At 34.4% G+C, this 25,068-nt stretch carries 24 protein-coding genes; 7 read left to right on the forward strand and 17 right to left on the reverse strand.

All coding sequences use genetic code 11. The features are described from left to right. Positions 1-38: 38 nt before the first annotated feature. From BUB96_RS00845 to BUB96_RS00855, 3 genes are all read right to left on the reverse strand, one after another. Positions 39-989 carry a ribokinase gene (locus BUB96_RS00845; RefSeq protein WP_159431712.1) on the reverse strand — a complete coding sequence of 317 codons (951 nt, stop codon included), beginning with the start codon at positions 987-989 and terminating at the stop codon, positions 39-41. Between the two features lie 111 nt (positions 990-1,100). Continuing rightward, positions 1,101-1,856: an arginase family protein gene (locus tag BUB96_RS00850; RefSeq protein WP_073294766.1), complete on the reverse strand. Its 756-nt coding sequence runs from the start codon at positions 1,854-1,856 to the stop codon at positions 1,101-1,103. Between the two features lie 225 nt (positions 1,857-2,081). Continuing rightward, on the reverse strand, positions 2,082-2,291 hold the full coding sequence (locus BUB96_RS00855; RefSeq protein ID WP_073294769.1) for a helix-turn-helix domain-containing protein: 210 nt from the start codon (positions 2,289-2,291) through the stop codon (positions 2,082-2,084). A gap of 189 nt (positions 2,292-2,480) precedes the next feature. Between BUB96_RS00855 and BUB96_RS00860 the strand changes: the two genes are divergently transcribed. Then, the gene (locus BUB96_RS00860; RefSeq protein ID WP_073294772.1) at positions 2,481-3,146 is read left to right on the forward strand and encodes a LexA family protein; all 666 of its coding nucleotides are present in this window, start codon (positions 2,481-2,483) and stop codon (positions 3,144-3,146) included. Positions 3,147-3,471: 325 nt separating this feature from the next. Here BUB96_RS00860 and BUB96_RS00865 read toward each other — a convergent pair whose 3' ends face one another. The 3 genes from BUB96_RS00865 to mgtE form a co-directional block, all read right to left on the reverse strand. Next, positions 3,472-3,795 (reverse strand): OsmC family protein, encoded by a 324-nt coding sequence (locus BUB96_RS00865; protein WP_084136598.1) that lies wholly within the window; start codon positions 3,793-3,795, stop codon positions 3,472-3,474. A gap of 39 nt (positions 3,796-3,834) precedes the next feature. After that, positions 3,835-4,497 carry a phosphate signaling complex protein PhoU gene (gene phoU, locus BUB96_RS00870; protein WP_073294777.1) on the reverse strand — a complete coding sequence of 221 codons (663 nt, stop codon included), beginning with the start codon at positions 4,495-4,497 and terminating at the stop codon, positions 3,835-3,837. A gap of 155 nt (positions 4,498-4,652) precedes the next feature. Next, positions 4,653-6,008 carry a magnesium transporter gene (mgtE, locus tag BUB96_RS00875; RefSeq protein ID WP_234945765.1) on the reverse strand — a complete coding sequence of 452 codons (1,356 nt, stop codon included), beginning with the start codon at positions 6,006-6,008 and terminating at the stop codon, positions 4,653-4,655. A gap of 275 nt (positions 6,009-6,283) precedes the next feature. On the opposite strand from mgtE, the gene BUB96_RS00880 reads away from it, so the two are divergent. After that, positions 6,284-7,141: a DegV family protein gene (locus tag BUB96_RS00880; RefSeq protein ID WP_073294781.1), complete on the forward strand. Its 858-nt coding sequence runs from the start codon at positions 6,284-6,286 to the stop codon at positions 7,139-7,141. A gap of 309 nt (positions 7,142-7,450) precedes the next feature. On the opposite strand, the gene BUB96_RS00885 is transcribed toward BUB96_RS00880, so the two are convergent. The 4 genes from BUB96_RS00885 to BUB96_RS00900 form a co-directional block, all read right to left on the reverse strand. After that, the gene (locus BUB96_RS00885; protein ID WP_073294784.1) at positions 7,451-9,433 is read right to left on the reverse strand and encodes an FtsX-like permease family protein; all 1,983 of its coding nucleotides are present in this window, start codon (positions 9,431-9,433) and stop codon (positions 7,451-7,453) included. Then, entirely contained in the window at positions 9,433-10,185 is a 753-nt protein-coding gene (locus BUB96_RS00890; RefSeq protein ID WP_073294787.1) for an ABC transporter ATP-binding protein, read from the reverse strand. Before BUB96_RS00890 ends, BUB96_RS00885 begins: the two co-directional genes overlap by 1 nt. Before the next feature lie 105 nt (positions 10,186-10,290). Further along, complete coding sequence (locus BUB96_RS00895; protein WP_073294791.1) at positions 10,291-11,184, reverse strand: sensor histidine kinase; 894 nt, start codon at positions 11,182-11,184, stop codon at positions 10,291-10,293. Between the two features lies 1 nt (position 11,185). Next, positions 11,186-11,875 carry a response regulator transcription factor gene (locus BUB96_RS00900; protein ID WP_073294794.1) on the reverse strand — a complete coding sequence of 230 codons (690 nt, stop codon included), beginning with the start codon at positions 11,873-11,875 and terminating at the stop codon, positions 11,186-11,188. Between the two features lie 156 nt (positions 11,876-12,031). Here BUB96_RS00900 and BUB96_RS00905 point away from each other — a divergent pair, with 156 nt between their 5' ends. Continuing rightward, positions 12,032-13,081, forward strand: coding sequence for a YeiH family protein (locus tag BUB96_RS00905; protein ID WP_073294798.1), 1,050 nt, complete (start codon positions 12,032-12,034; stop codon positions 13,079-13,081). A 342-nt stretch (positions 13,082-13,423) separates the two neighbouring features. Here the strand turns inward: BUB96_RS00905 and BUB96_RS00910 are convergent, their stop codons facing one another. Further along, complete coding sequence (locus tag BUB96_RS00910) at positions 13,424-14,575, reverse strand: PQQ-dependent sugar dehydrogenase (RefSeq protein ID WP_073294801.1); 1,152 nt, start codon at positions 14,573-14,575, stop codon at positions 13,424-13,426. Between the two features lie 230 nt (positions 14,576-14,805). Here BUB96_RS00910 and BUB96_RS00915 point away from each other — a divergent pair, with 230 nt between their 5' ends. Further along, entirely contained in the window at positions 14,806-15,159 is a 354-nt protein-coding gene (locus tag BUB96_RS00915) for a hypothetical protein (protein WP_073294805.1), read from the forward strand. Positions 15,160-15,218: 59 nt separating this feature from the next. On the opposite strand, the gene BUB96_RS00920 is transcribed toward BUB96_RS00915, so the two are convergent. From BUB96_RS00920 to BUB96_RS00930, 3 genes are all read right to left on the reverse strand, one after another. Beyond that, positions 15,219-15,695 (reverse strand): DUF6773 family protein, encoded by a 477-nt coding sequence (locus BUB96_RS00920; protein ID WP_073294810.1) that lies wholly within the window; start codon positions 15,693-15,695, stop codon positions 15,219-15,221. Continuing rightward, positions 15,688-15,894 (reverse strand): helix-turn-helix transcriptional regulator, encoded by a 207-nt coding sequence (locus BUB96_RS00925; protein ID WP_073294813.1) that lies wholly within the window; start codon positions 15,892-15,894, stop codon positions 15,688-15,690. The genes BUB96_RS00920 and BUB96_RS00925 overlap by 8 nt, the downstream gene beginning before the upstream one ends. Positions 15,895-16,247: 353 nt before the next feature. Beyond that, on the reverse strand, positions 16,248-18,017 hold the full coding sequence (locus BUB96_RS00930) for a DUF4153 domain-containing protein (protein WP_073294816.1): 1,770 nt from the start codon (positions 18,015-18,017) through the stop codon (positions 16,248-16,250). A 176-nt stretch (positions 18,018-18,193) separates the two neighbouring features. Between BUB96_RS00930 and BUB96_RS00935 the strand changes: the two genes are divergently transcribed. From BUB96_RS00935 to BUB96_RS00945, 3 genes are read left to right on the forward strand one after another with little or no spacing between them, the layout of a single operon-like run. Then, positions 18,194-18,838 (forward strand): TetR/AcrR family transcriptional regulator, encoded by a 645-nt coding sequence (locus tag BUB96_RS00935; protein ID WP_073294821.1) that lies wholly within the window; start codon positions 18,194-18,196, stop codon positions 18,836-18,838. Between the two features lie 2 nt (positions 18,839-18,840). Then, the gene (locus BUB96_RS00940; protein WP_073294825.1) at positions 18,841-19,743 is read left to right on the forward strand and encodes an ABC transporter ATP-binding protein; all 903 of its coding nucleotides are present in this window, start codon (positions 18,841-18,843) and stop codon (positions 19,741-19,743) included. After that, positions 19,736-21,340, forward strand: coding sequence for an ABC transporter permease (locus BUB96_RS00945; protein WP_073294829.1), 1,605 nt, complete (start codon positions 19,736-19,738; stop codon positions 21,338-21,340). Before BUB96_RS00940 ends, BUB96_RS00945 begins: the two co-directional genes overlap by 8 nt. Before the next feature lie 93 nt (positions 21,341-21,433). On the opposite strand, the gene BUB96_RS00950 is transcribed toward BUB96_RS00945, so the two are convergent. Genes BUB96_RS00950 through BUB96_RS00960 form a run of 3 tightly spaced genes read right to left on the reverse strand, consistent with a single transcriptional unit; the run spans position 21,434 to position 24,851 of the window. Further along, a complete protein-coding gene (locus BUB96_RS00950; RefSeq protein WP_073294833.1) occupies positions 21,434-22,870 on the reverse strand; it encodes a 6-phospho-beta-glucosidase in 1,437 nt (478 codons plus the stop codon). 36 nt (positions 22,871-22,906) lie between these two features. Then, complete coding sequence (locus BUB96_RS00955; protein WP_073294836.1) at positions 22,907-23,797, reverse strand: ROK family protein; 891 nt, start codon at positions 23,795-23,797, stop codon at positions 22,907-22,909. A 40-nt stretch (positions 23,798-23,837) separates the two neighbouring features. Continuing rightward, on the reverse strand, positions 23,838-24,851 hold the full coding sequence (locus tag BUB96_RS00960) for a LacI family DNA-binding transcriptional regulator (protein ID WP_073295048.1): 1,014 nt from the start codon (positions 24,849-24,851) through the stop codon (positions 23,838-23,840). Positions 24,852-25,068 lie beyond the last annotated feature (217 nt).

The raw sequence follows: 25,068 nt of genomic DNA on the forward strand, positions 1-25,068 counted from the left end.
TTACTAACTCTATGTATTCAAAAGAATCTGTGCTTATTTCATTCTTTTCTTAAAATACCTGAGACAATCTTTTCTAAATCTTGCCCTCTTGCATAGGATGTTTGCGTTCCTAATTTTTGGACACTATCACTTGCAATCGCATTCGCTAATTCGATGGCAACCCTAGGATTTAATCCGATCGATAACCCATAGGCAAAGGTCCCACAAAAAGCGTCACCCGCTCCCGTTGAATCTTTTACAGCAACTTGGGTAGTTTCAATATGATGAACATCTTTATCTATTTTTGGTCGATAAAGCAAAGCACCATTTTTACCTACTGTTACTACTAAATTCGTATTCGTTTGTGTGGCGAATGCTTTAATCGCAACAATTAATTGAGTAATTGGTAAATCATGCTTTTCTCCTGTAAGAAAAGCAAATTCCGTTTCATTTGGGAGGAGCCAGTCTGTATACTCCAGTATATCATCCAATAAAACATCGGCAGGTGCTGGATTTAACAAAGTAATGGCTCCAGATTCTTTTCCTCGCTTAAATCCTTCCAATATTGCTTGTTGTGGATTTTCTAATTGAGAGAGAACAATATCTGCTTGAGGCAATGTTTCAAACGCTTGACTTACAAATTCAGCATCCAACGCCTCATTTGCTCCAGGTGTAATCACAATACGATTATCTCCATCTTCTTCCACCCAGATAGCCGCCGTCCCACTGTTCATATCTTCGACGACTTTCACAAAATCCGTATTGATTTTTTCATTTTGATAATGACTAAGCCACTCTCTGCCGTAAGCATCATCTCCAACCGTTGTGACCATCGAAACATTCGCCCCTAATAAGGAAGCGATGACGCCTTGGTTGGATCCTTTTCCTCCAAATCCTTGCTGAAAATCTCTACCGTATACGGTTTCCCCTTTTTTAGGAAATCTATTTAAAAATGACGTTAAATCAATCATATTACTACCTACAATTGTAAGGTTTCCTTGTTTAACCAATTGAAATATCCTCCTTGAAACATTCTCACTGATTCTTTTAGAAATCTTTTGCTTCATTTTACAGGAAAAAGAAGCAAAAGAATAATTATAAATGACGAGCTCCTATTTATTTTAGAGGAGGCTGCTTAAAGTTTCAAAGATTTTTCGATTCACTTCTATAGATTGCTGCAAGGTAGCTTGCATCGTAAACTGGTTTAATGTCTGATAATCCCAAACGATATCCCCACATACATCGGCTCCAACGAGTTTGTGATTTTGAGCGAGTAATTCGACAGCAAAAAGCAAATCAGAAAGTTGATTGTTTCCTTGATCCCAATTTGTTTGAACCACTTCCTCTGACAAATAATCTCGATCAATGCTTATATAAATATTCTTTGTTTGAATGAAAGAAGAAATTTTTTGAATACTTTTAGTCGAATGATCGATAGGATTTGCGAAAAACAATTTATTAAATGTCTGTTTTTCTGTTTTTTTCCCATTCTCTCGGTCTGCTCCAATTACAATCACTCGTTTCATCAAAGGAAGTGTTTCGATGGCCGTTTGTATCCAAGAACCACAACTAATCGTATCCGGAAAGGGAAAATCACCTGCGTCATTATGATGATCAAACGTGACTAAAGTGAAAGGTTCGCTCATCCGTTTGAGGAGGACTAGCGTTAAGTAATGATAATTTCCATTTCCTAAATAATAAAGACAATCTTTTCGATGAACAGGTAAGCGCTTACTAATTTCTTCTAAAACATCTAAATGACACATGATATAAGTTTCTCTCAAATCAAACAAATCAATTCTTTTCGTATATAACTCTTTATAAATTTTATTTGAGAAATCTTTCTCATTCATGTGAAAGAACGTAATATTCTCCATAAATATCACCATTTTCCTTTTCTTATCCTTCTATTATACTCTTTTATTTAGGATTAGTGAAAGAAAATCTCAATTGCTTTAACTGGATTTTTATTTATAGATTAATTATGGATATGAAAACTTTAGAAGGGCTCTGAGAATAGAATAAAGCCTACTCCCCTCGTTTCATATAGACACATATGAAGAATGGAATAGGCTATTATTTTCTCATTTATTCAGTTGAAACTAACTTTTTGAATCCTCATCTTCGATTCCTAAGAGCTCATCTGTAGTCACTTTAAAAAACTTCGCTAGTTTAATCAAGTTTTCTCCGCCAATAGATAATTGATTTTGTTCCCATCTACTGATTGATGCTTGAGTAACGTTGAGACTATCGGCTAATTCCCGTTGTGTTAAATTTCCATGCTGGGCACGTAATTCTGAGATTTTTTTCATCAAAACCACCTTCTCTATCTCGAATAGGTATTTGTATATTTATATTATACACGAAAAATATTCACGTTCAATAATTTTATGATTTTTTTTCATTAATATATTCATTTTTAACGAAAAAAGTTGCTTAATGTCTTAAAAAACATTAAAATGACAATATGTGAAAATTATAGTTTAGAAAGGATATAGTAAATGACAACTTCCGGTGAGCGTATTAGACAACTTCGAGTACTAAAAAATTTAAGCCAACAAGAATTATCTCATGATTTAGGTTATAAAACATACACAACCGTTTCTAAATGGGAATCAAATGCTAGCTTGCCTCCAGGAAAAGAGCTAAAAAAATTAGCGACTTATTTTCAAGTATCCACCGATTTTATTTTGGGATTAGACAACTATCCTTCAAGCTACGTCCTCAATGAAATGCAAAACACAGTCGAAATTAACTTTATTGAATCCATTAGTGCAGGGTATCTTTATACCAATGGTTATGACGAGGACACAAAAGAACTACCAACAGTTCAAGTTCCCAATCATATATTAACTGAAGATCCCGACAAATATTTTGTCATAAAAGTTCGTACAGACTCGATGAATCGTATGATAAATAGTGGAGATAGTATCGTCGTTTTAAATTATAATATGCTTGAACATCCTATACATAATACAGGAGATATTATCATCGTTAAAATCGACAACGAATACAAATTAGAATATCTAAGGATGACCGATTCAACGGTACATCTAGAACCTTTTTCATACTTAGACGGTTTCGAAACCCTCACATATTCCAAAAAAGAATTTGAAGATCTTGAAGTTATTGGGAAAGTTATCTATGCTTTTAGGATATTCAATTAATATCCTAACATTCCAAATCATTCTAACATAATAAAAAGGCTCTTAGATTAACTTTAGGAGCCTTTTTGTGTAAAATAAAATACATTATAGAAATATTTGTAAACAAATATTAATAGCCACTTCAAAGATGGTCGACATTATCGTTACCTAAAACATTCAAAACAATTTACAATATCTTAACATATAGAATAAGTTAGAATATGGGGATTGTAGAACATCGATAATATTGGACCAACAGGAATATTTTTTATTCTATTTTATTTTCTGAATATAGCCAAACAAATAGCCCTGCAGTCCAACAACTACAGGGCTTATAACTTAAAATTTATTCTTTGTAAGGGATAATATTTAAAGACACATCAATATGGCCATTTTGTATTGCTCTTGAATAAGGACAAATTTCATTCGCTTTTTCAACCAATTTCATAGCTTCATCGTCATTAAGTCCTTCAATCCCCACTTTGATATCCACCTGTAATTTAATATCTAAATTGTTCTCTGGGTCATGCAAATAGCTCACAGTATGACGAACAATCGATGGGTTCTCTACATTTTCTTCATCTTTTACTGCCTGCAAAGCCGCGTGGAAGCAGGCACTATAACCTAATGCAAATAATTTTTTTGACTCAAAGAGTAACCACTGAAAGATGTGTTCAGGAGTTTCTCTATATCCTGTAAAATTTAATTTTTAATTCAGTTTTCCTAAATCTACAATTTCTCCACTTGACAAATAAATAATCCCTTCACCAATATTCGTTACATAATCCCCTATAGGCTCTAAATCTCTTCCTATAAACGAATAGTCAGAAACGGAAAAAGCTGTATCAGGATTTTCTTTCATAATATCAATCGCCGTTAAACGAAGAAGATTGTAGTGTTTATCGACTTCTTCATCCCGTAAGGCAATTTCTCTAGCGGCCTCTACATTAAAATCAACAAAGGCATCGATAATATCTGTAGACATTTTCATAATCTTATTCCCCATGGATTGAATAATGGGTTCTAATTCTGGAACGTGCTTTTCATTTTTAAGATTAATAGTCACTTCAGCAATGTTTTGAGCATGATCGCCCATTCTTTCAAGGTCTGAAGAAGCACGTATTACAGCAATGATTCGTCGTAAGTCCGTAGCTAGTGGCTGTTGAAGAGCAATCGTTTCTGTACATTTTTTATCGATTTCATTTTCTTTATCGTTAATTTTTAAATCATTTTCAATGATTTCTTCAGCTAAATTGACATCCTTTGTTACAAAGGCTTGAATCGCTTTATTGATGGCTTCATTTACCACAATCCCTAATTGTAATAAATCTCGATGTATTTCAGCTAATCTTTCATCAAAAATCGTTCTCATTGATTAGCCACCTCCCATAAATTAATAAATAAAGGATCAACTATGATTAGTATACACTTTTTGGCTTAAAAATGTTATTAGAAAGGTTATATAATATCGCCACTAAAAAAACTTCCAAAAATATTTATTTTGGAAGCTTTTCTTTAATTTTAGATTTATAAGTGATGGATAAAGTAAGTAGCTAGACTAAAGTAAACAACTAAAGCAAAGGTATCATTAATTGTTGTGATAAAAGGACCAGAAGCAACCGCTGGATCGATCCCTACTTTATCAAAGAGTGTGGGGACAACAGAGCCTATCACAGTGGATAAGCTTAGTGTCATAAGTAATGCGGAACCAATAATGATTGAAAGTGTGACACTCCCATAGAGAAAGTAAGATAAAACTCCGATAGTTATAGCAGAAGCTAGGCCAATTAAAACCCCTGAACCGAATTCTTTCCCTAGCATCTTCCAAAAGCTTTCTTCATTCTCTTCGTTTAAAGTCAGGCGTCGAACAGACACTGCTAACGATTGTGTCCCGACATTTCCTGCCGAGTCCAAAATTATCGGCATAAAAGCAGCTAAAGCGACAACCTGTGCCAAAGTATCTTCAAAAGCACTGATTAAGTTCGCCGAAATAAGACCTAAGAAAATTAAAATAATTATCCATGGAAGACGTTTGCGCGTCATTTGTAAAATTGTTTCGCCTTCTGGACCTTCCTCTTCATCTATAGAAGAAATCCCCCCAAAACGATGGAAATCTTCGGTCATTTCATCATGAATAACATCCAAAACATCATCAACCGTCACAATTCCAAGTAAAATATTATCGTCATTTACAACAGGAACGGCCAATAAATCATATTCTTGAATAATTCGAGCGACGTCTTCTTGATCCATTTCTTGTGAAACGTATATAGTCTGCGTATTCATAATCTCTTTTACTTTCGTGTCCCCCGGTGAAAGAAGCAAATCTCGCAATGAAAGAACACCAGTCAATTGATTACTCGGGTTGACCACGTAAATATAATAAATAGTCTCGGCTTGTGCACCAATCAACCGCATATCCGCAATCACATCATCCGCCGTATCTTCTGTCGTAACACGAATTAATTCGGTGGTCATCAACGCTCCAGCCGTACCCAGTTTTTGCTTCAATAAAGATTCAATAGCTTGGAGGTCTTCTGGTTTCATGATATCCAAAGCTTGCTGGCGCTTTTCTTCGTCCAACTGACTAATAAATTGCACCACATTATCATCCGCAATGAAAGAAAAAACATTTTGTAAATACGTACTGGGCAAATAATAAAAAGCGGCTAATTGATCATCAAAATCCATATCATCAAATAACTCTGCAAATTCAACCGGCATTAAAAATTCAGTGATTTTAACTTTCTTCTCGGGATAGAGCAAATGAAACACTTCAACTTGATCGCGTTCATGTAACTTTAAAAATAAATCACGAAATTCTTCGCGTTCTTCTCTTTTAATGGCTTTATAAATTTGATCATAATACTCTTCTCTATTCATTCTACTCATCCTTTTATCATTAGTGGTTTCAATTAAATCATATGAACACTCCATACAATGAATTAATCATTTTCGTCTTCATTAATTTATCAAAACAGAGGGATAATTACAACTTAGAGAGAGTGAAAAAATAAATTTCTCTTATTTCGGACATTTATTAACCAACTTTTAATATGTACTTCATTCTACTGTAAGAATAATTCTTCTTGTTATTACACATATATGTTATTATTAATTAAAATATACGTTTTCTTCCAACACCTATGGAGGTTATTATGACAAAATTTATCATTACGACAGAGAGCGGCTCTGACTTACCTAAAGAAATCATTGATCGCTACAATATCTATGTTATTCCGATGCATGTAACGATGGGCGATCAAACTTACGATGATGGTAAGTTTGATGTTGAAAAAGTTTTTAATTATTATGAAGAACATGAAGTCTTACCTAAAACTTCAGGAACAACCCCACAAGATAACACAAAAGTTTTCCAACAAATTTTTAATGAGCATCCGGATGCACATATTATTCATGTCGCTTATTCAGCAGTCACCACCGTATCCTTTAATGCAGCGAATATTGCAGCGGAAGAGTTTGAAAATATTCATTTGGTGGATGCCAAGCATGTGAGTATGGGCTTAACAGCAATCGTAAAAGCAACCGCTCAATTTATTGAAAACCACCCTGACATAACTCCAGAAGAGATTATTGCTTTTGTTGAAGAAGTTCGCGAACGTACTCGTATGGTCTTTTTACCAAAAACATTACTTTATTTACGAGCAGGTGGTCGTGTTTCAAACTTAGCTTTTCATGGCGCAAATTTATTAAGGCTCCATCCGACGATTGTATTAGAGAATGGGTATCTGGTCTCTGGGAAAAAATACCGAGGCTCCTTTGAGCGTTGCTTGAAAAAAATGATAGATGATTTTTTCAAAAACTATAATATTGATCCCGAAACGGTGCTTGTCGGAGGCGCTCCAGATATAGACAATCAACAAAAAGAAAGCCTGTTTGATTTATTAAAAAATAATGGTGTTTCGACAATGGAATGGGTAGATGCAGGTGCTGTCATTTCAAGCCACGGTGGACCCGGTGCTGTAGGAATAACAGGAATTGAAAAAGCTAATTAATTTACTTTTAGAAAGTTAAACTATTTAAATTCGAAAAATAGAGCTTAAAAATCTTCGCTGATTCTTAAGCTCTATTTTATGATGTCCAGAGTTTTATTTTGTCATTTATAGGGTAGTCCAAATCATTTTTAGAAAACGATGAAATTAAATTTTTCCTATCGGACATTTTCTGCTTTTTTGTCCAATAGACCTCTTAAAAATAGACAAGCTGAAAAGTACAGTTAAACAAAATTAACCAGTACCGTAGTATGTTAGCTGATTCCATAAAAAAGGGAATACAGCTTTTACGCTGCATCCCCTAAGTTCAATTTATTCATTAATAATTCGATAATACGTACGTGAAGTTAATTTGTAGAAAATCCAGTAAACAGCGGCGAAAATGACGAGTACACCAAAGTAACTTGTTCCAAAAATTGATAGATCTCTGACCCCAAATAAACCAACGAGTGTGTAGACGATTTTTGAAACGAATAAATTGTGTAGGACGGCGACTGCTAAAGGGAGTCCGAATACCCAAACAATTTGTGACTGAATCGTTTTTTCGATCATGGATTTTTCCAAGCCGACTTGTTTCATAATACGATAATTTTCGCGATCTTGGTGTCCTTCAGTAATTTGTTTGAAGTAAAGCATTAAGATAATCCCTACAATTAATACGACACTTACAATCACACCGATAAAGAGTAAGCCTCCATATAAGGTATACAAGTTTTGACTTGTTTCTTCAATAGTAGTGACACGAATAGGATCCTCTTCTTGCCGCTCATTTAAATAGTTTTGAATCTCATCTTCATTTTCTGCGATATTAAAATTCAAAACATATTGATAAGCAGATGGTGCATAATCTCCATTAGGTCCCATATAATTTTCAAAAGCGATTCTAAATTCTTCCAACTGATTTTCGTCAGGAAAAGCTAAATAAAGAACTTCAATTCCATATTCGGCTGGAATGGCCTCATTGGACACTACTTTTGTTTGCATCTCTTTTCCATTAATTTCAATGGTAGAAAAGTCTTCTAGATCTAGTAAATTTGAAGTAATAGCCACTTCATTTTCAGACAGAGTGAGTGTTTCATCCTGCATCTCATTATAAGTGTCTACTGTTTCTCCAATTAAGACCACCGACTGGCTCGTGTTTAATGTTTCGTTGACTGAGGACCCAGTGGTTAAAGGAATAAGTTTTCGATCAACGAAATAACCATTAGTATTTACGCTTGAATGAAGATATGCGTCTTCGAGTTGACCCCGTTTTTCTAATTCATTTTCTAAATTTATTAAATACGTTTCATCTTCTTCTTTATCGAATAAAAAAGATTGAACGGTGTAATCGGTTGGCATGCTACTTGCGATTTGAGTTTCCATCACGCGATAGAGTGTTGTGGTTAAACCTAAAACCAAAATAATCCCGCTACATAAAATTGCGATACTGGCTAAACTGACCGCATTATTGTTCATCCGGTGCAACATTCCGGAAATCGACAAAAAGTTGTTTTTCTTGTAATAGATTCTTTTATTCTTTTGCAAAGCTTTTAAAATAAAGATAGAAAGAGATAGAAATAAAAGATAGGTGCCAATCACAATTAAAAAGATGGCGATAAAAATATTCATTAAAGAGCCTAAGACATCATTCGTCGTTAAGGCAATATAATAGCCACTTCCTAAAGTTGCGAGACCTAAAACAGTCACCAGCCAATTGCCTTTCGGTTCTCGTTGTCCCTTGTGAGCACTGACAAAAAGTTCCGTTGGGTTTAAGCGACTAATCTTAATACTATGAAAAATAAAGCTGACTAAAAAAGTGCCGAGTAAAAGAGCCACTATACCCAAAGCCGTTTGGATTTGAAAAGGATAATCCATCAAGCCCGCTCCAGTATCTTTCATTAATCGGTTCAGTCCAACAAACATTAAGTTTCCCGTTAAATAACCAATCACCACGCTGAAAATTGAAGTGACAATCCAATTAAAGAGCATTTGGACGAAGGTAATCCAACGAATATGTTTCTTTTCTAACCCTAAAACTGTATACAAGCCAAACTCTTTGGTTTGATTTTTTTGAATAAAATTACTGGTATATAAAGAAATAATTACCATTAACAAAGTGGAGAAAAAGATTCCCATTCCCACAAATATTTTTAAATCTGGGTGAAATTCTAGAACATATTCATTTTGCATCAGGGACAACAAGATATATTCTAAAGAAAACAACAAGGAAACAGCCAATAAAAAGGGAAAGTATAATTGTTTATGTGAAAAAATACTTCGAAAAGCTAATTTATTTAAAATTGATGTTTTCATTATTTTTCACCTCGGTCATTTAATACCGATAGACTTTCTGCAATGCGTTCTTGAAATGCTTGACTGTCTGCTTTACCGCGATACACTTCATGGAAAATCTTACCGTCTTTAATAAACAACACACGGGCAGCTTCCGAAGCAGCTTTTACAGAGTGAGTGACCATCATAATCGTATTCCCTGCTTCGTTGACACTTCGTAAAACATCTAAAATTTGTGAAGAGGTCGCAGAGTCTAAGTTTCCGGTTGGCTCATCCGCTAATAACAATTTCGGTTGATTAATAAGCGCCCGCGCGATCGCGATCCGTTGTCTTTGTCCGCCTGAAATCTCGTAAGGATACTTATTCAACAAAGACTCAATGCCTACAAATGCACTGACTTCATCCAATCGCTTTTCCATTTCGTGTTTTGGAACGTCGGAGAGGACCAAGGGCAATAGGATATTATCTTTGTTATTGAAAGTATCCAAAACGTTAAAATCTTGGAAAACAAAGCCCAGTTCTTCGCGTCGGAATTGCGCAATTTGCTTACTTGGAATTTTGCTTAGATCTTGGCCGTTGAGTTCGATTTTTCCTTCGGTGGGTTCGTCAAATGTCGCGGTAATATTAAGCAAGGTCGTTTTTCCCGAACCAGATTCCCCCATAATGGCGACAAATTCGCCTTCTTTCACACCAAAATCAACATCTCTCAACGCAATCGTTTCATTTCCTCGTGTTCGATAAACTTTTTTTATATGTTTTACATCTAATAACATTTTATTTCCTCCTTTGAATCTTACAAACCTAGTTTACCGAACCGCCGCACTGCTTGCCTGTATCTATTCTTACAGATTGTCAAAATAAACTTACAACTTTGTAAGTTACGCATCAAATAGCTGCAAAGTAAAGGTCGTCCCCTTACCCAGCTCCGATTCCACATGCACCGGTTGCTCCAGCCTTTTTGAAATCAGCTGAACCAAATACAAACCAATCCCACTCGATTTCGTTTCCAGCTGGCCATTCATGCCCGCATACCCTTTATCAAAAATCTTCGGCAAATCCTCTTCACAAATCCCAATCCCATTATCTTTAATGGTTAATTGCTTCGTCTTTTCGTCAAACGCGACCCAGATGTCGCCTTTTTTCGTATATTTCAAGGCATTACTTAAAAGCTGCTCAATCATTAAGCTTGTTAAGTTCGGTTCTGTTAAAATTTTATGAGACTCCTTCGTATAATGAAGGGTAATTTTTGAGTAAATAAACTGAACTCGGTATTTTTTCAATAATGGACTAATAATTTCATCCACAGTAACATAGCGAAAATCCATATCATTGGCTGGATTTTGAACTTTCAAATAATTCAAAGCCAAGCTGACATAATTTTCAATTTTTAAAATTTCTTGTTGTAAGAACGGCTTATTTTTAAAATCGTCATCTTCTAATAATAAATAACTAGCAGTGATCGGTGTTTTAATTTGATGCACCCATAATAAAAAATATTCTTCAATATCCTGACGCATCAACCGATTGGTATTCCGCTCCTCTTCCAATGTTTCCGTTAGTTCGTTAATCTTTTCTTCTAACGCTTGTTTTTTCTGAAACTGTATGGCTTGATAAACAAGATCCAAAACTAAAATACATAAAATAAGAGCGGCGCTCACCCAGTAAATCGCCCAGTCCATTTGAAACAGCCCAAAAACAAGTGCAAAAATCGTTAGCGAGCTAAACACAAGTCCTAGCGTATGCGCATTCTTTTTTAAAAATTCTTTCGTCATCTTAATCTTGCACCGCCTCTTTGGCCAAACGATAACCAACTTTTTTCTTGGTCTCAATAAAGTTGTCCAGTCCTATTTCTTTTAGTTTTTTTCGTAAACGCGAAATATTGACTGCTAATGTATTGTCGTCAATAAATTGATCATTTTGCCAGCAATAATCTAGAATCTCTTCTCTCTTTGCATACGCTTCTCCATGTTCGAATAAACAAGACAAAATTTGTAATTCCGTGTACGTTAAGGAAACTTTTTTATCTTGGTAACTGATTGCTGCTTTTTGACGATCTAACTGTACCCCATGAAAAGATAACCCCTGACTCTGCGCCATTTGAAAATCATACGTTCGACGCAAAAGGGCTTGGACTTTTGCTACAGTTAGCTGTAAATCAATGGGCTTTGGTAGATAATCATCACCGCCCATTTGAATGGCCATCATTTGGTCCATCTTATCGGTGAGCGAAGAAATAAAAATAATGGGGACGTTTGAATGGGCACGAATTTGACTGCACCAATAATACCCATTGTGATGCGGCAAATTAACATCTAGCAAGACTAAATGCGGTTCTATCTTTTGAAAAGTTTCCATAATTTCCGCAAAATCTTCCATTAAAGTAATCTCATATTCATATTTTTCAAGTTCTTTTTTTAAGGCGTTGGCGATAATGAAATCATCTTCAATAATTAAAATTTTCATTGGCTTCAACCTTTCTGTATTTTCTGTTCTGATTGTAACAATAAATTGCATGATATGAGACTTTGAGAATAACTTTTAAATAAAAACGCCTAAAAAGTTCGCATTTTATGAAATAAGCGGTATAATGAAAAATTGTAGGAAGGAAGGATTTAACAAATGGATCAGATTGAACAATTTAAAAAGGACAACCAAAAGTGTCTTCCAGGCGTTTTACTTACTTTAGTTCTTGCTATTGTAGCGAAGGGATTAGAATTTATTTTGCCTGTTGACTACATAGGAGCTTCTGTCATTGCATTATTTTTAGGCATGATTTTTAATTATTTTAAACCGATTGAAAGCTCTCAAATGGAGAGCGGCGTGATGTTTGCTTCTAAGCGTATTTTGAAATTCGCAATTATTTTACTAGGTGCTAGCTTAAACATTACGACCATTCTAGAGGCCGGTAAATTTTCATTAATTGTGATGGTCTTTACCTTGATTGTTGCTTTTGGCGGTGGCTACTTATTAGGAAAATTATTAGGACTTGATTGGCGTCTTTCTAGTCTAATTTCTTCAGGGACAGGAATTTGTGGGGGTTCTGCGATTGCGGCTGTTTCTCCAATCATTGAAGCAGAAGATCATCAAATTTCTTATGCAATTTCTTCTACTTTTATTTTTGATATTTTAATGATTATTTTATTCCCTTTATTTGGTCGCTGGCTTTCATTGTCAGATGTTGCTTACGGGTTGTGGACAGGAACCGCAGTAAATGATACCTCAAGTGTGGTCGCCGCAGGTTATGCTTTCAGTGAAGCTGCCGGAGATTTTGCGACGATGGTAAAACTTACTCGGACGCTATCTATTATTCCGGTCGCAATTATCTTTTCGCTTATTCAAGTTCATTTAACAAAGAAAAAAGCCGCAACAACAGAAGGTCATTCAACGGATGTCATGGGGAGTTTAAAAAATGTGTTCCCTTGGTTTATTTTAGGCTTTCTAGCGATGGCTTTGTTGAACAGTGTAGGTTTTATTCCAGGAGTTGTTTCCGTCATCTTTAAAGATGCTAGTAAATTTTTAATGATCATGGCACTGGGAGCTATCGGACTAAAAACCGACTTAAATGAAATGAAACAGTCTGGAATTGCACCCATGGTTCATGGCTTTTTAATTTCTCTCCTAGTCGTTATCGTTTCATTAATCGTACAGTCTTTCTTAGGCATAGTTTAAGAAAAACAATTATAAATTAAATCCTAGTATTGAGCATCTAATGTTCAATACTAGGATTTTTAGATTTTTCAAATATTCTAAAGTATAGTGACAAGTGACCCTCATTTTCGGACTCACTTGTAAGGATAGAAAGGTTATCCTAACAAGTGGGATAGTTTTTCTAGCTCACTCGTAAGGATAGACCGATTATCCTAACAAGTGGAGATCTTTTTCGGGCTCACTTGTAACGATAGAATGGTTACCGGGACAAGTGAGGCTAGTTTTTTCGCTCACTTGGGCAGATACAAAGGTTATCCGTCCAAGTGAACGAATTTTTGAAGTTCACTTGGACGGATATAATTTTTATTCGAGTTCTGCTAGACTGATGCGATATAATTTGTCATCCGCTTCTTCAGGGTTTCCACGCCCGTCTGTATTGTTTGTAATAAAGTATAAATGGTCTTCTTCAATATACACATCGCGGATGCGACCAAAATCTGTCAGTGTTTCTTGCACCTCTCCCGTTGCTAAATCAAAAACAAATACGGCATTTCCTCTAAGGCCCGCCACATATAGTTTATTCTCAGACTGAGTCATTCCCGAAGGTGCCCAGGTTTGGTCTGAGCCTGAAGTAAATTCTGGTGAAATGAGTTCTTTTTGTTCCTGCGTTCCTTCGATGAGTGGCCACCCGTAATTTTCGCCTGCTTTGATTAAATTTATTTCGTCATTAGCTTGGTTGCCGTGTTCACTCGCATACATTGTGTCGTCTGGTAGCCAGACTAACCCTTGAGCATTTCGGTGACCGTAACTATATACATAAGAATTTTCAAAAGGGTTGTCTTCTGGAATTGAGCCGTCTAGATTCATGCGTAAAATTTTTCCGGCAAGCGAGTCTACTTGTTGCGCTAAATTTTCGTTTAACGCATCGCCGATTGTTACATATAGTTTATTGTCGGGTCCGATTTTGATCCGACCGCCATGGTGGTAAGGCCCGCTTGGAATTTGATCGAATAAAACGGACGCTTCTGTCCACTGATCACCTTCAAGGGTGAGTGTGACGATTTTATTAAATTGGCCATTTTCATTTGTATAAGTGTAGTACGCATAAGCTTGCTTCGTTTTTTCGAAATCTGGTGCTAATACAAAGCCCATAAAACCTGCTTCTTCAGCGGTTGCTAAGTCATTCGATAATTCTACTTCTTGACGTGTTTCTTCTTCATCTTCTACTTTTACAATCACCCCCGGTCTTTCTGTAATATAAAAGGTGTTTTCTATTTTTTCAATCGACCAAGGGGCATTCAAATTTTCTGCGAGGACTGTCAGCTCATCGGGAAGGGGTTCTTCGGAAGCTGTATCGTTTTCTTCATTCTCTTCAGGTTCTTTTTCATCTACTTCTTGTTCGCCTATCGGTTCTTCTGTCAACGTTTCTGGGACTTCTTCCATTGGTTGATTGTCAGTCGTACACCCTACTATAAGCATCAGGAATAATAAAAAGACAAAAAAGAACTTCTTCATAAAAATCAACCTTTTTATAAAATTTATTTCTTATAATTATTCTACCATGAGAGCGGTTTATTTTAATAGAATAGAAACTTCGCTTAAATAGTTAATCTTCCTTGTATCCCTATTTAAATCATGAAATTATATATTTTATTTTTAAATTGTTGTATACTTCTACTAATTAAAAAGAAAGCGGTGATCTTATTAAAAAGAAAATACTTTTTTCATCGGTTGTTGGTTTAATATTGCTCACTTTAATTTTACCGAAAATTATGAAACCTGAAAAAGTACTGCTGGTTGGAACCCAAATAAATGAAGCTTCTTATCAATTTACTCAAGAAATTAAAGATAAAGAAAAGATTGCTGAATTTGAAAACTGGTTTGATGAGATTGATTTTTCAAAGGATATAGAAATTCAAAAAGGTTATGCAGATATGGTTTTGCAAATTGTCCATCACAAGGAAGGTACATCAACCCATCCCGTTAGTTTATGGATTAATGGAAATAACATAACGGTAACCAATGACATAGGAGCCGATACTAAAGGTGGTAAGATCACAAAAGCGCAACTCGATGAATTACAGGATATTCTCGAATGATTGTTTTTAAATCGAACAGGAATTTGTTCAAGGTTAGAGTCAATAGAGTGGCTTCATTTTTAATCTTCTAAATCTTTGTTATATCGTTTGATTTCATTTTCATTCCAATAGTATGTAACTGTTAGATAGATTCCAAAATAAAAAATATATAAAATAAGAGTTGGAAGAATCCCATTATAGCCACTATTAAGATACGAGCCAAGGGATAAACCAACTGCCGCAATTAAGCTTTCAGGAATATATGACTGATAAAATCGTTCTCTCTTAGCTCTTTTTGAAAAGCCCGTTGTTAATGAACGTCCAAATAACGTTTTAGGAGTATCGATTGTCTTAGAACGATAAAGACTAATCAACATAACAACGTTCATAATAATTAATACAGCGATATCCCATCCTGTTGTAGCTAAGGTTGCTTTGTCAGTAAAAATTTCGAAAATAATTTTTACAAGAAGAAGGATTTCTCCAATAATAGCCGCATTTGCTAGAGCTTTCGTTTTGTTTTGTTTAACTCTCTCATCTTGTATTTTATTATTCATCTTCATTCTCTCCTATCCAAAATACTTCGTCCAACGTTTTATCTAAAGCATAACAAATAGCTAAGCACAATTTCAGCGAAGGATTATACTTGCCCTTTTCGATTAAACTCATTGTTTGTCTTGTGACTCCCACTTTTTCAGCAAGCTCATGCTGCTTCATTGCTTGCTGGAAGCGAAATTCTTTTACTCTATTTTTCACTAGTTCACCTCTTATTTATAAAGTAACATATATATTACTTGAAGTAAAATATATGTTACCTTTTGCCTAAAAAAAACAACGCCTGTTATTTTTAGCGTTGTTTCTTTAGATATCAGAAATTATGAGACTATTTTTAATAGAGACTATTCTACGAATTTTATTTGTGGATAAAAAGAGGAATTTTTATTCCATAAAAATATAAAAACAGTTTTGATGGACATTTTTTAATATAATGTCCAGGTGCAACCTCTTTGATGGACATTTTTTGAGATAATGTCCAGGTGCACCCTTTTATTCGACTCTTTCCGATAATTTCTTCTAATACACGTACTTTTGTTAAGGATTTTTACGTTTTACAGTAGTAAGTAAAAATCCATTTGCATATAATTTCCGCTTATATTTAAATAACGGATAATAATCTGTACTTGATAGTCATCGATTTCCTCAGTAAAAGTAAGCTTTTCTCTAGGTAAAGAGAGACTGCCTCTACCTTTAAAATCTTCTAAAACATAACTAAAATCAAATTCGAGCGGTTCTTCTAAACGATCAGCATCCATCTCAATAATAAATTCCTCATCTAATTGAACATTAATGACATGCGCTTCTCCTTTTAAGTCCACGCTTTCTGAAAAATCATCAAAGTTATCACCTAAAGATAAATCAAAGATTTGTTCAAACTCACTTATCGGAATATTCGGATGTTCTTCATCTAAAGAGACGTTCGCTTGATTAATTTCTTCGCGGTAATTTCCATCCTGTCCCCAAGAATTGTGCTCTGTCACAAATCCTAAATATTCGTCTTCTCGATAATAATATTTCTCAGGTAACCATTCTAACTGATTGAGTGCACGAATTTCGGACAAATAATTCAGCGATTCTTGAATCGTTTCTTGATCATTGATCGATACGTCTGGATTCGGCGTAACATGATTTGAATCGATTAACATATCATATTTATTTAATACGTCGTTAATACGACCCCGTTGTTGATTGACTGAAATAGTTAGTGCGTCGATAGGCGGTGTCAGTGAAATTAATCCAGCTATAATAGCTACTATCGGCAAAAGTTGGAGATGATTCTTTTTAAAAATATACCAAACACCACTAATCACCGAGCCCACACCAAACATTAAGATAATATAGCGTCCATGCGTCACTCCTACTTCTCGTATTTGCAGGAAAGTTGAAATCATTTGAAAAATAAGCACAAATATTAGAGCGATTGGAAAAATCTTTTTGAACCAGAGAGCCATTTTATTTTCAATAGAATCGGCTAAAATTAATAAAATCCATCCATTAATAGCATAACTTAATAACAGACCTTCCAGGATATTTTCCGTAAAAAATTTTCCTCTTAAGTTTATTAAAATATAAACAACAATAATCCCTGTAAGAATGGCCATCACAGGTATTAAAATATAACTAATTAAGTGATGTAAAAACTTCGGCATATGAACTGACTGCTCGACCGTTCGCTCTTCATTTATTGATTCAGGTTCTATTGAAAAGTAATCTGGAATGAATGTTAAAAATAAAATAGGAGCGAATAAACAAAAGATAAAGACAGAGCTATAGAAAAACCAATCCATCTTTATAGTGAAAAATAGAAATTCAAATAATGAAAAGGTAAAAATGACACCTAAAAATAGAATTATTGAGAAAAAACTTGTTATAAAATAGGTTTTAAAAGTGACAAGGAAGCTATCTGAAAATTTGATTTTGGATTTTATTGTAGGGGCCCAGATAAATAAAATAACCGCAACAAAGTATAAAATCATTGTACGAATCCCTGGAATCGAATAAAAATTCCATGAATCATCAATTAATGAATGGCTTGACGACAAATAAAAACGATACAATAAAACAAAAATAATCACAAGACCATACAGAATCCAGCGCATTTGCACACGCTGTTTAAAAAATCGTTCATAAAATAATTGACTTGTAGCAGAAAAAATAATTCCTATAATTAAAAGCAAGAATGTAGGCTCAAACGTTCCTACAGATTCTTTCGTATAAATCTGCCAAGCCGTTAGCAATAGAATAAATACAACAGTTAAGGGAAAACGAAAAATAATTTGCTTTAATTCACTGACAATTTTTTCTGAGCTTATTCGTTTCATATTCCTCATCTCCATCTCTAATATATGATTTTCTTTATTGTACTATGAATTTAGATAAATGCACAAAAAGATCAATTCTGTTATTTCTCATGAGTCAAATTTCATTTGACTACACTGGTCAATTTATATAAAATATATTTGACCATGATGGTCATTTTAGAACGGAGGTTTAACTATTGATAGAAAAATTTGAAAAATTAGATGAAGAAAAACGTCAAAATATATTGCGAGCTGCATTAAATATATTTGCCGTTAAAGGTTATAAAGATGCTTCGACGAACAAAATTGTCAAAGAAGCGGGTATCAGTAAAGGTACGCTTTTCTATTACTTTAAAAATAAAGAAGGTTTGTATCATTATTTGATTGATTATTCTCTAGAGGTTATTAAAAAAGAATATATTCGTCACATTGATTATACAACGCTGGATATCATAAAACGTATGGAGAATAATTCAAAGATTAAGTATCAGTATTTTCAAAAATATCCAGAAGTTAATTATTTTTTATCAACTGTTTTATATTCAGAACTTGAACATTTACCGACTAGTTACCAAGAAAAATTTCAGGACTTAATCCAGACCTCTCTCGGAAAAATGAGTAAACAAGAAAAAACTCAAGAAAATTTGTTTAAAGAACATATAAATCCAGAAAAAGCAGCCCGAATTATTGAATTATCCATTGAAGGCTATTTTGCTGAATTAGCGGAAACATTTAAACAAAATCAAGTAAAGGCTATTAATTTTGATACTCTTTGGGAAGAATTTGATGAGTATTTAGATACGTTACGTGAAATTTTTTATAAACCATTTGAGGAGGAATAAAATTGAGTATTATTCAGATAGAAAATTTAACCAAATCTTTTGGCCAATTTAAAGCTTTAGAGGATGTCAATTTAGAAGTTAAACAAGGAGAAATTCATGGCTTTATTGGACCAAATGGCGCTGGAAAATCGACCACTATTCGAGTATTGCTTGGTATGCTAAAAGCTGATACTGGAAATATTACAATTTTTGGAAAAGATACTTGGCAAGAGGCAGTATCCATTCATAGCCGTATAGCTTATGTTCCAGGCGATGCCAATTTATGGCCAAATTTAACAGGCGGACAAATTATTGATCTATTTTTAAATATGCGAAATTCGACAATTGACAACAAGCGTCGAGATGAGCTAATTAAATATTTTGAATTAGACCCTACAAAAAAATGCCGTACTTATTCAAAAGGAAATTTACAAAAAGTTCTTATTATATCTGCTTTAGCTTCGGATGCAGATATTTATATACTCGACGAACCAACTTCTGGTTTAGATCCACTAATGGAACGGAAATTTCAAAATTATTTATTAGATTTAAAAGCTCAAGGAAAAACGATCTTGCTATCAAGTCATATTTTATCCGAGGTAGAAAAGCTTTGCGATCATGTGTCAATTATTCGAAAAGGTAAAATCATTGAAGAAGGAACTTTAGAGGAATTGAGACATCTTACTCGCACTAATTTTGAGGTGACCTCGTCTGAAAATTTAGAAGGACTTGAAAATATAGAAGGTATTCATCAAGTTGAACGTGAAAATACGACTACAACTTTTCAAGTGGACAGTGAAAATGTTAATGAAGTTATACAATTGCTTAGTCAATATAAAATTACCCACTTAACGAGCGCCCCTCCAAGACTGGAAGATTTGTTTATACGATACTATGACGATCAAGAGGATGAACAGTATGATTAGAGAAAACTTTAAAGGGACTAGTCAATTGATTAAATTGTTATTTAAACAACATCGTCTAAAAATTTTTCTGTGGGTAATTGGTATTGTAGGAATTTCTATTGTAGTCGCTCTAGCCTATCCAGAAATTTATACGTCTAAAGAAGATATTATGGGCTTTGCAATAACGATGGATAATCCTGCAATGATTGCAATGTTGGGTTCTGGGTATGAGACTGAATCTTTTAATTTAGGTGCAATATTTGCTAATGAGATGTTGATGTTTACTTCAATTGCTCTTGCAACAATGAATATACTACTGATGAGTAACAGCACCCGAGATGATGAGCAAGCTGGACGTTTAGAGATTATTCAATCTTTGCCTGTTGGAAAGGTTTCCTATCTCACTGCAGGTGTTATTTTATTATTTTTAGTTAATTTATCCATTAATCTTTTACTTACTATTGGGTTAGCTACTTTAGGTGAATCCGTATTTACTTGGGAGAGTTCCTTACTATATAGCTCAATTCTTACTTTGACGGGTCTATTTTTCGCAGGTATTACTGCAGTTATTGCTCAACTATCTGAAACCGCTCATGGCACGAAGCAACTTGCTTTTGGTACATTGATTTTTTCTTATGTGATTCGAATGATCGGTGATGTTCAAAGTGAAACATTATCTCTTTTTTCTCCATTAGGCTGGACGACACGAACGGAAGTCTTTGTAGAAAACTACTGGTTACCTGTTTTTGTATTAAGTATAGGAGTTATCATTTTAACAAGTCTCGCATTTTATCTTCGAACTAAACGTGATATGTTTGCAGGTATTTTGCCTTCTCGAAGCGGAAAGAGTCACGCTTCAACATTTTTAAAAACAACGCCTGGTTTCATCTGGCATTTACAAAAAACAAAAATCATTAGTTGGTTTATTTTACTATTTGCACTGTGTGCAGCATTTGGCGCGATTTTAGGCGAGTTAGAAGCCTATTTTTCAGATATCAATATCTTACAACAATTTCTTGCAGGTAGTGCGGGCGATGGAATGATGGAACAATTTATCACTTATTTATTTGCAATTATGTCAATATTTTCAGTCTTTCCAGTACTTTCTATCATGATTAGTCTGAAATCTGAAGAAGATGCCAATCGAACAGAGCATTTTTATACACGAGCTGTATCTAGAAGTAAAATCTTCCTCACTTACTGTATTTTTTCAGTTTTAACGAGTTTGCTCATGCAATTTGCGATTGCTGGTGGTATTTATATGACCTCTAAAAATGTTTTAGAAGAAACCATTTCTTTACAAAGCTATGTTGAAATGAGTTTTGTATATTTACCCGCTATCTTTGTTTTTATTGGACTAATCACTTTACTCATTGGAATAGTTCCTAAATTAACTCATACCATATGGTTATATGTTACTTATGTATTTGTTGTATTATACATTGGAAACCTTTTAGAGTTTCCAAAATGGGCAAATAACTTGTCAGCTTTTCATCATATTTCCGAATATCCTCATGAAGCAATTGAATGGAAAACGATGTTAGTCCTTACTTCCATTGGTTTTATATTAACTATTATAGGATTAGTTGGTTATACCAATCGTGATATTGAAGCATAGAAATTAAAGGCAATATAAAACACAGCGACTCTTTCAGTAGAAGTTCGCTGTGTTTTGAATTTTATTTTATTTAGAGAATCCTTTTAGATACTATTATAGAACTTCTCCATTGGTTTCGATTACTTTCTTATACCAATCAAAGGAAGCTTTTTTTCTACGTTCGAGAGTGCCTTCGCCTTTGTTGTCTTTATCGACATGAATGAAGCCGTATCGTTTTTCCATTTCGCCGGTACCAAAGCTGACAATGTCAATACAACCCCATGGCGTATAACCCATTAAATCCACGCCATCCTCTTCAACTGCTTTTTTCATTTCAAGGATATGTTCTCTTAAATAATCGATACGATAATCATCTTGAATCGTCCCATCTTCTTCTACTGTATCATAAGCACCAAAACCATTTTCGACAATGAACAATGGTAAATCATAGCGTTGAGTCAAGACATTTAAAATATAACGTAGACCCACTGGATCAATTGGCCATCCCCAATCACTGGCTTGAATATAAGGGTTTTGTGTAAAGCTCAATTGATCAACCGCGTGATCCGAATATGTATTCACTTCATTAATTTCAGTGACTGTATTGGACATGTAATAACTAAAGCCAATGTAGTCAACGGTTCCTTCTCGAAGGGCTTGGAGATCTTCTTGGGTATATTCAATATAAAATCCTTCTCGTTCCCATTCCTTTAACACGTATCCAGGAATCTCACCTTTCGCATGCACATCATTATAGAAAAATCGGCGATTCATTGCTTTTACAGAAGCCATTACATCATCGGGATTCGACGAAAAAGGATAGACAGGAACATAGGCCATCATACAACCAATCTCAAAATCAGGATTAATTTCATGTCCTAACTTCACAACTTTTGCACTTGCGATTAATTCATTAATTGACGCTTGATAGATTACTTCTGCCTTGTTATCCCCTTCTTCAAAAATGATCGCTGAATTTGTGAAAGCATGCAAATCTTGATAACCATCCGCTTGATTATTAATTTCGTTAAAAGTCATCCAGTACTTTACTTTATCTTTGTAGCGCTCCATCACAACTTGCGAGTACTTTACAAAAAAATCAATCAGCTTTCGGTTACGGAAGCCACCATATTCTTTATATAAGTGATACGGAATCTCAAAATGCGACAAAGTAACTACGGGCTCAATGTCGTGTTTTAATAATTCATCAAATAGATCATCATAAAATTGCAAACCCGCTTCATTCGGTTCCGCGTCATCCCCATTCGGGAAAATACGACTCCAAGCGATGGAGGTACGGAAAGCTTTAAAACCCATCTCAGCAAATAAGGCGATATCTTCTTTATAGCGATGGTAAAAATCAATGGCTTCGTGATTGGGATAATTTTTTCCTGGAATAACACCATCTGTAATTTCTCGGGCAACGCCATTCGCGCCAGCAGTCATGACATCAGCAATCGATACACCTTTGCTCCCTTCGTTCCACCCACCTTCAATTTGATGGGCTGCGACGGCTCCACCCCATAAAAAATCTTCTTTAAATCCAGTCATTTTTTTAACTCCTTTTATCCGATAACTTTTTTTGTTTTAAATATTACTTGACAAATTTTCTTTTACTAAATTATAAGCGCCTACAACCCCAGCGGCATTGTAAAATTTACAGGCAACGATCGGTACTTTAAAATCATCCCAAGCAAATATTTCTGTCATTCGTTCATTGATTAAGGGTAAATATTTAGGATTGGCACTCACTCCGCCACCAATTAGTATTTTTTGTGGATTTAACGTTACTGCTATATTAAAAATACCAATACATAAGGTATCCACCCAATCGACAATTAACTGTTGGACTTCTTTGTTCTGTTCGGCTTGTTCAAAAATGTATTCGCCGGTGACCCTTTCTGGTGTGTCTGGTAGATTTAAAGCTTTAAAATTGCGAATAAGCGGAGGCATTGCGGCAAACTCATGCAAAGTTTTATTCGGATGTGTATCATAGTTAATACGCATCGTTCCTAATTCTCCGGCTTTAAATTGACCCCCTGTATATAACTTATTGTCTAAGTAGAGTGCGCCTCCAATCCCTGTTCCTACAGTCAATAATAAAAAGTCACTCACTCCAACCGCATGACCAAATCCACTTTCTGCTAAAGCCGCACAATTCGCATCATTTTCAATAAATATAGGAAGTGAAAGGTCTTCTTTTAGTAACTCAATAATATTTGTTTGGTCTAGGAACATTAAGGCTCCGCCTCTTTCAGCGAAACCAGTCTTCGAATTTATATAACCAGGTAAACTAAGGCCTAAACCATCTAGCGAATAATTTTCTTCAAAGGCTTGGACAATCTGAATGATAACCGTTTTAAATTTTTCTTTCCCATAAGGTGTAGGAACTTTTGACTGTTCTATAATTTCTGCATCTTCAGAAAATAAAGCATATTTTATTTCAGTTCCACCTACGTCAATTGCCACTGTATACATAAAACTCTCCTTTATCTGCATGATTAAATTTTTTTATATTCTATCTTTGAATGCCTGTCCGGACACTTGTTGAATCTCGACCGATTATTTTCCCTGGTAATTTATATACTTTACCCTCTGATTCATTATTTATTAACTCTATGGCATGTTGAACTGCTAAAATTCCTTGTCTTGAAATTTGATTACGAACGGTGGTCAATTTTGGGTTATAATACTGAGCAATTTCTATATCATCAAAACCCATCACACTAATATCTTTTGGTACTCGTAATCCTTCAGCCTCTAACGCTTCTATCGCACCTATTGCACTTAAATCATTTCCGGCTAAAAACGCATCAGGAATTTCTCGAGGATGTTGGTTAATAAATGACCTAACAGCATTATACCCCGCTTCTTTTTCATAAAAACCTCGAATGATGTATTCAGATTTTGGTTCTACTCCATATTCTTTTAATGCAGTTAGATAACCTGCTTTTCGTTGTTCACTATCATAGGTTGATCCTCTTCCTGAAATATATACAATTTTTTTATGACCTAAATTTAATAAATAAGAAGTAGCCTCATATCCTGAATTATAAGAATCAAACAAGACGCTTCCCATATTCTTATTATATATTTCTCGGTCAAAAAAAACGGTTTTAATATTATGTTGATTTATTAGTTCCATTTCTTTTTCTTTTATATATTCATGGGAAAATATAATAGCCCCATCAATGGCTCCTCCAAATATGTTTTTTAATATTATTTGTTTATCTTTAGAAAAAAATATATTTAAACCGTACCCATTTCTATCACACTCATTTGACATGGCCTCTACTAAATTATGGAAATATGCTCCTCCTACACTTGTAGTGAAGAAACCAATCATTTTAGTTTTTTTGGCTTTTAAATTTTTCCCCCTTAAATCCGGAATATAATCTAGCTTTTCTGCCACTTCTAATATATGTTTCTTCGTTTCAGGTGCTAAAACATTTACTCCATTTAAAGCATTAGAAACAGTTGAAATAGATACTCCTGCTTCTTTTGCTACATCTTTAATTGTAATCTTTGTCATTAGTTCACCTACTTTCATTTACATTTTTTCTTACTTGTTATCATAGTTTATATCAAATAAATTTTGTCCAGATTATAAAGTAAAATTAAAAAAATTATTACTTAAATGAAATTAAAAACTCTAAACCTCTTATCTTGTTTATATAGTACGTAAAATAAAGAATAATAAATTGATAAACTTATATCAATTTATTATGTAGCTGTTTATTTTTGTTCGT

Source organism: Atopostipes suicloacalis DSM 15692 (genome assembly GCF_900129085.1).
Lineage (GTDB): Bacteria > Bacillota > Bacilli > Lactobacillales > Carnobacteriaceae_A > Atopostipes > Atopostipes suicloacalis.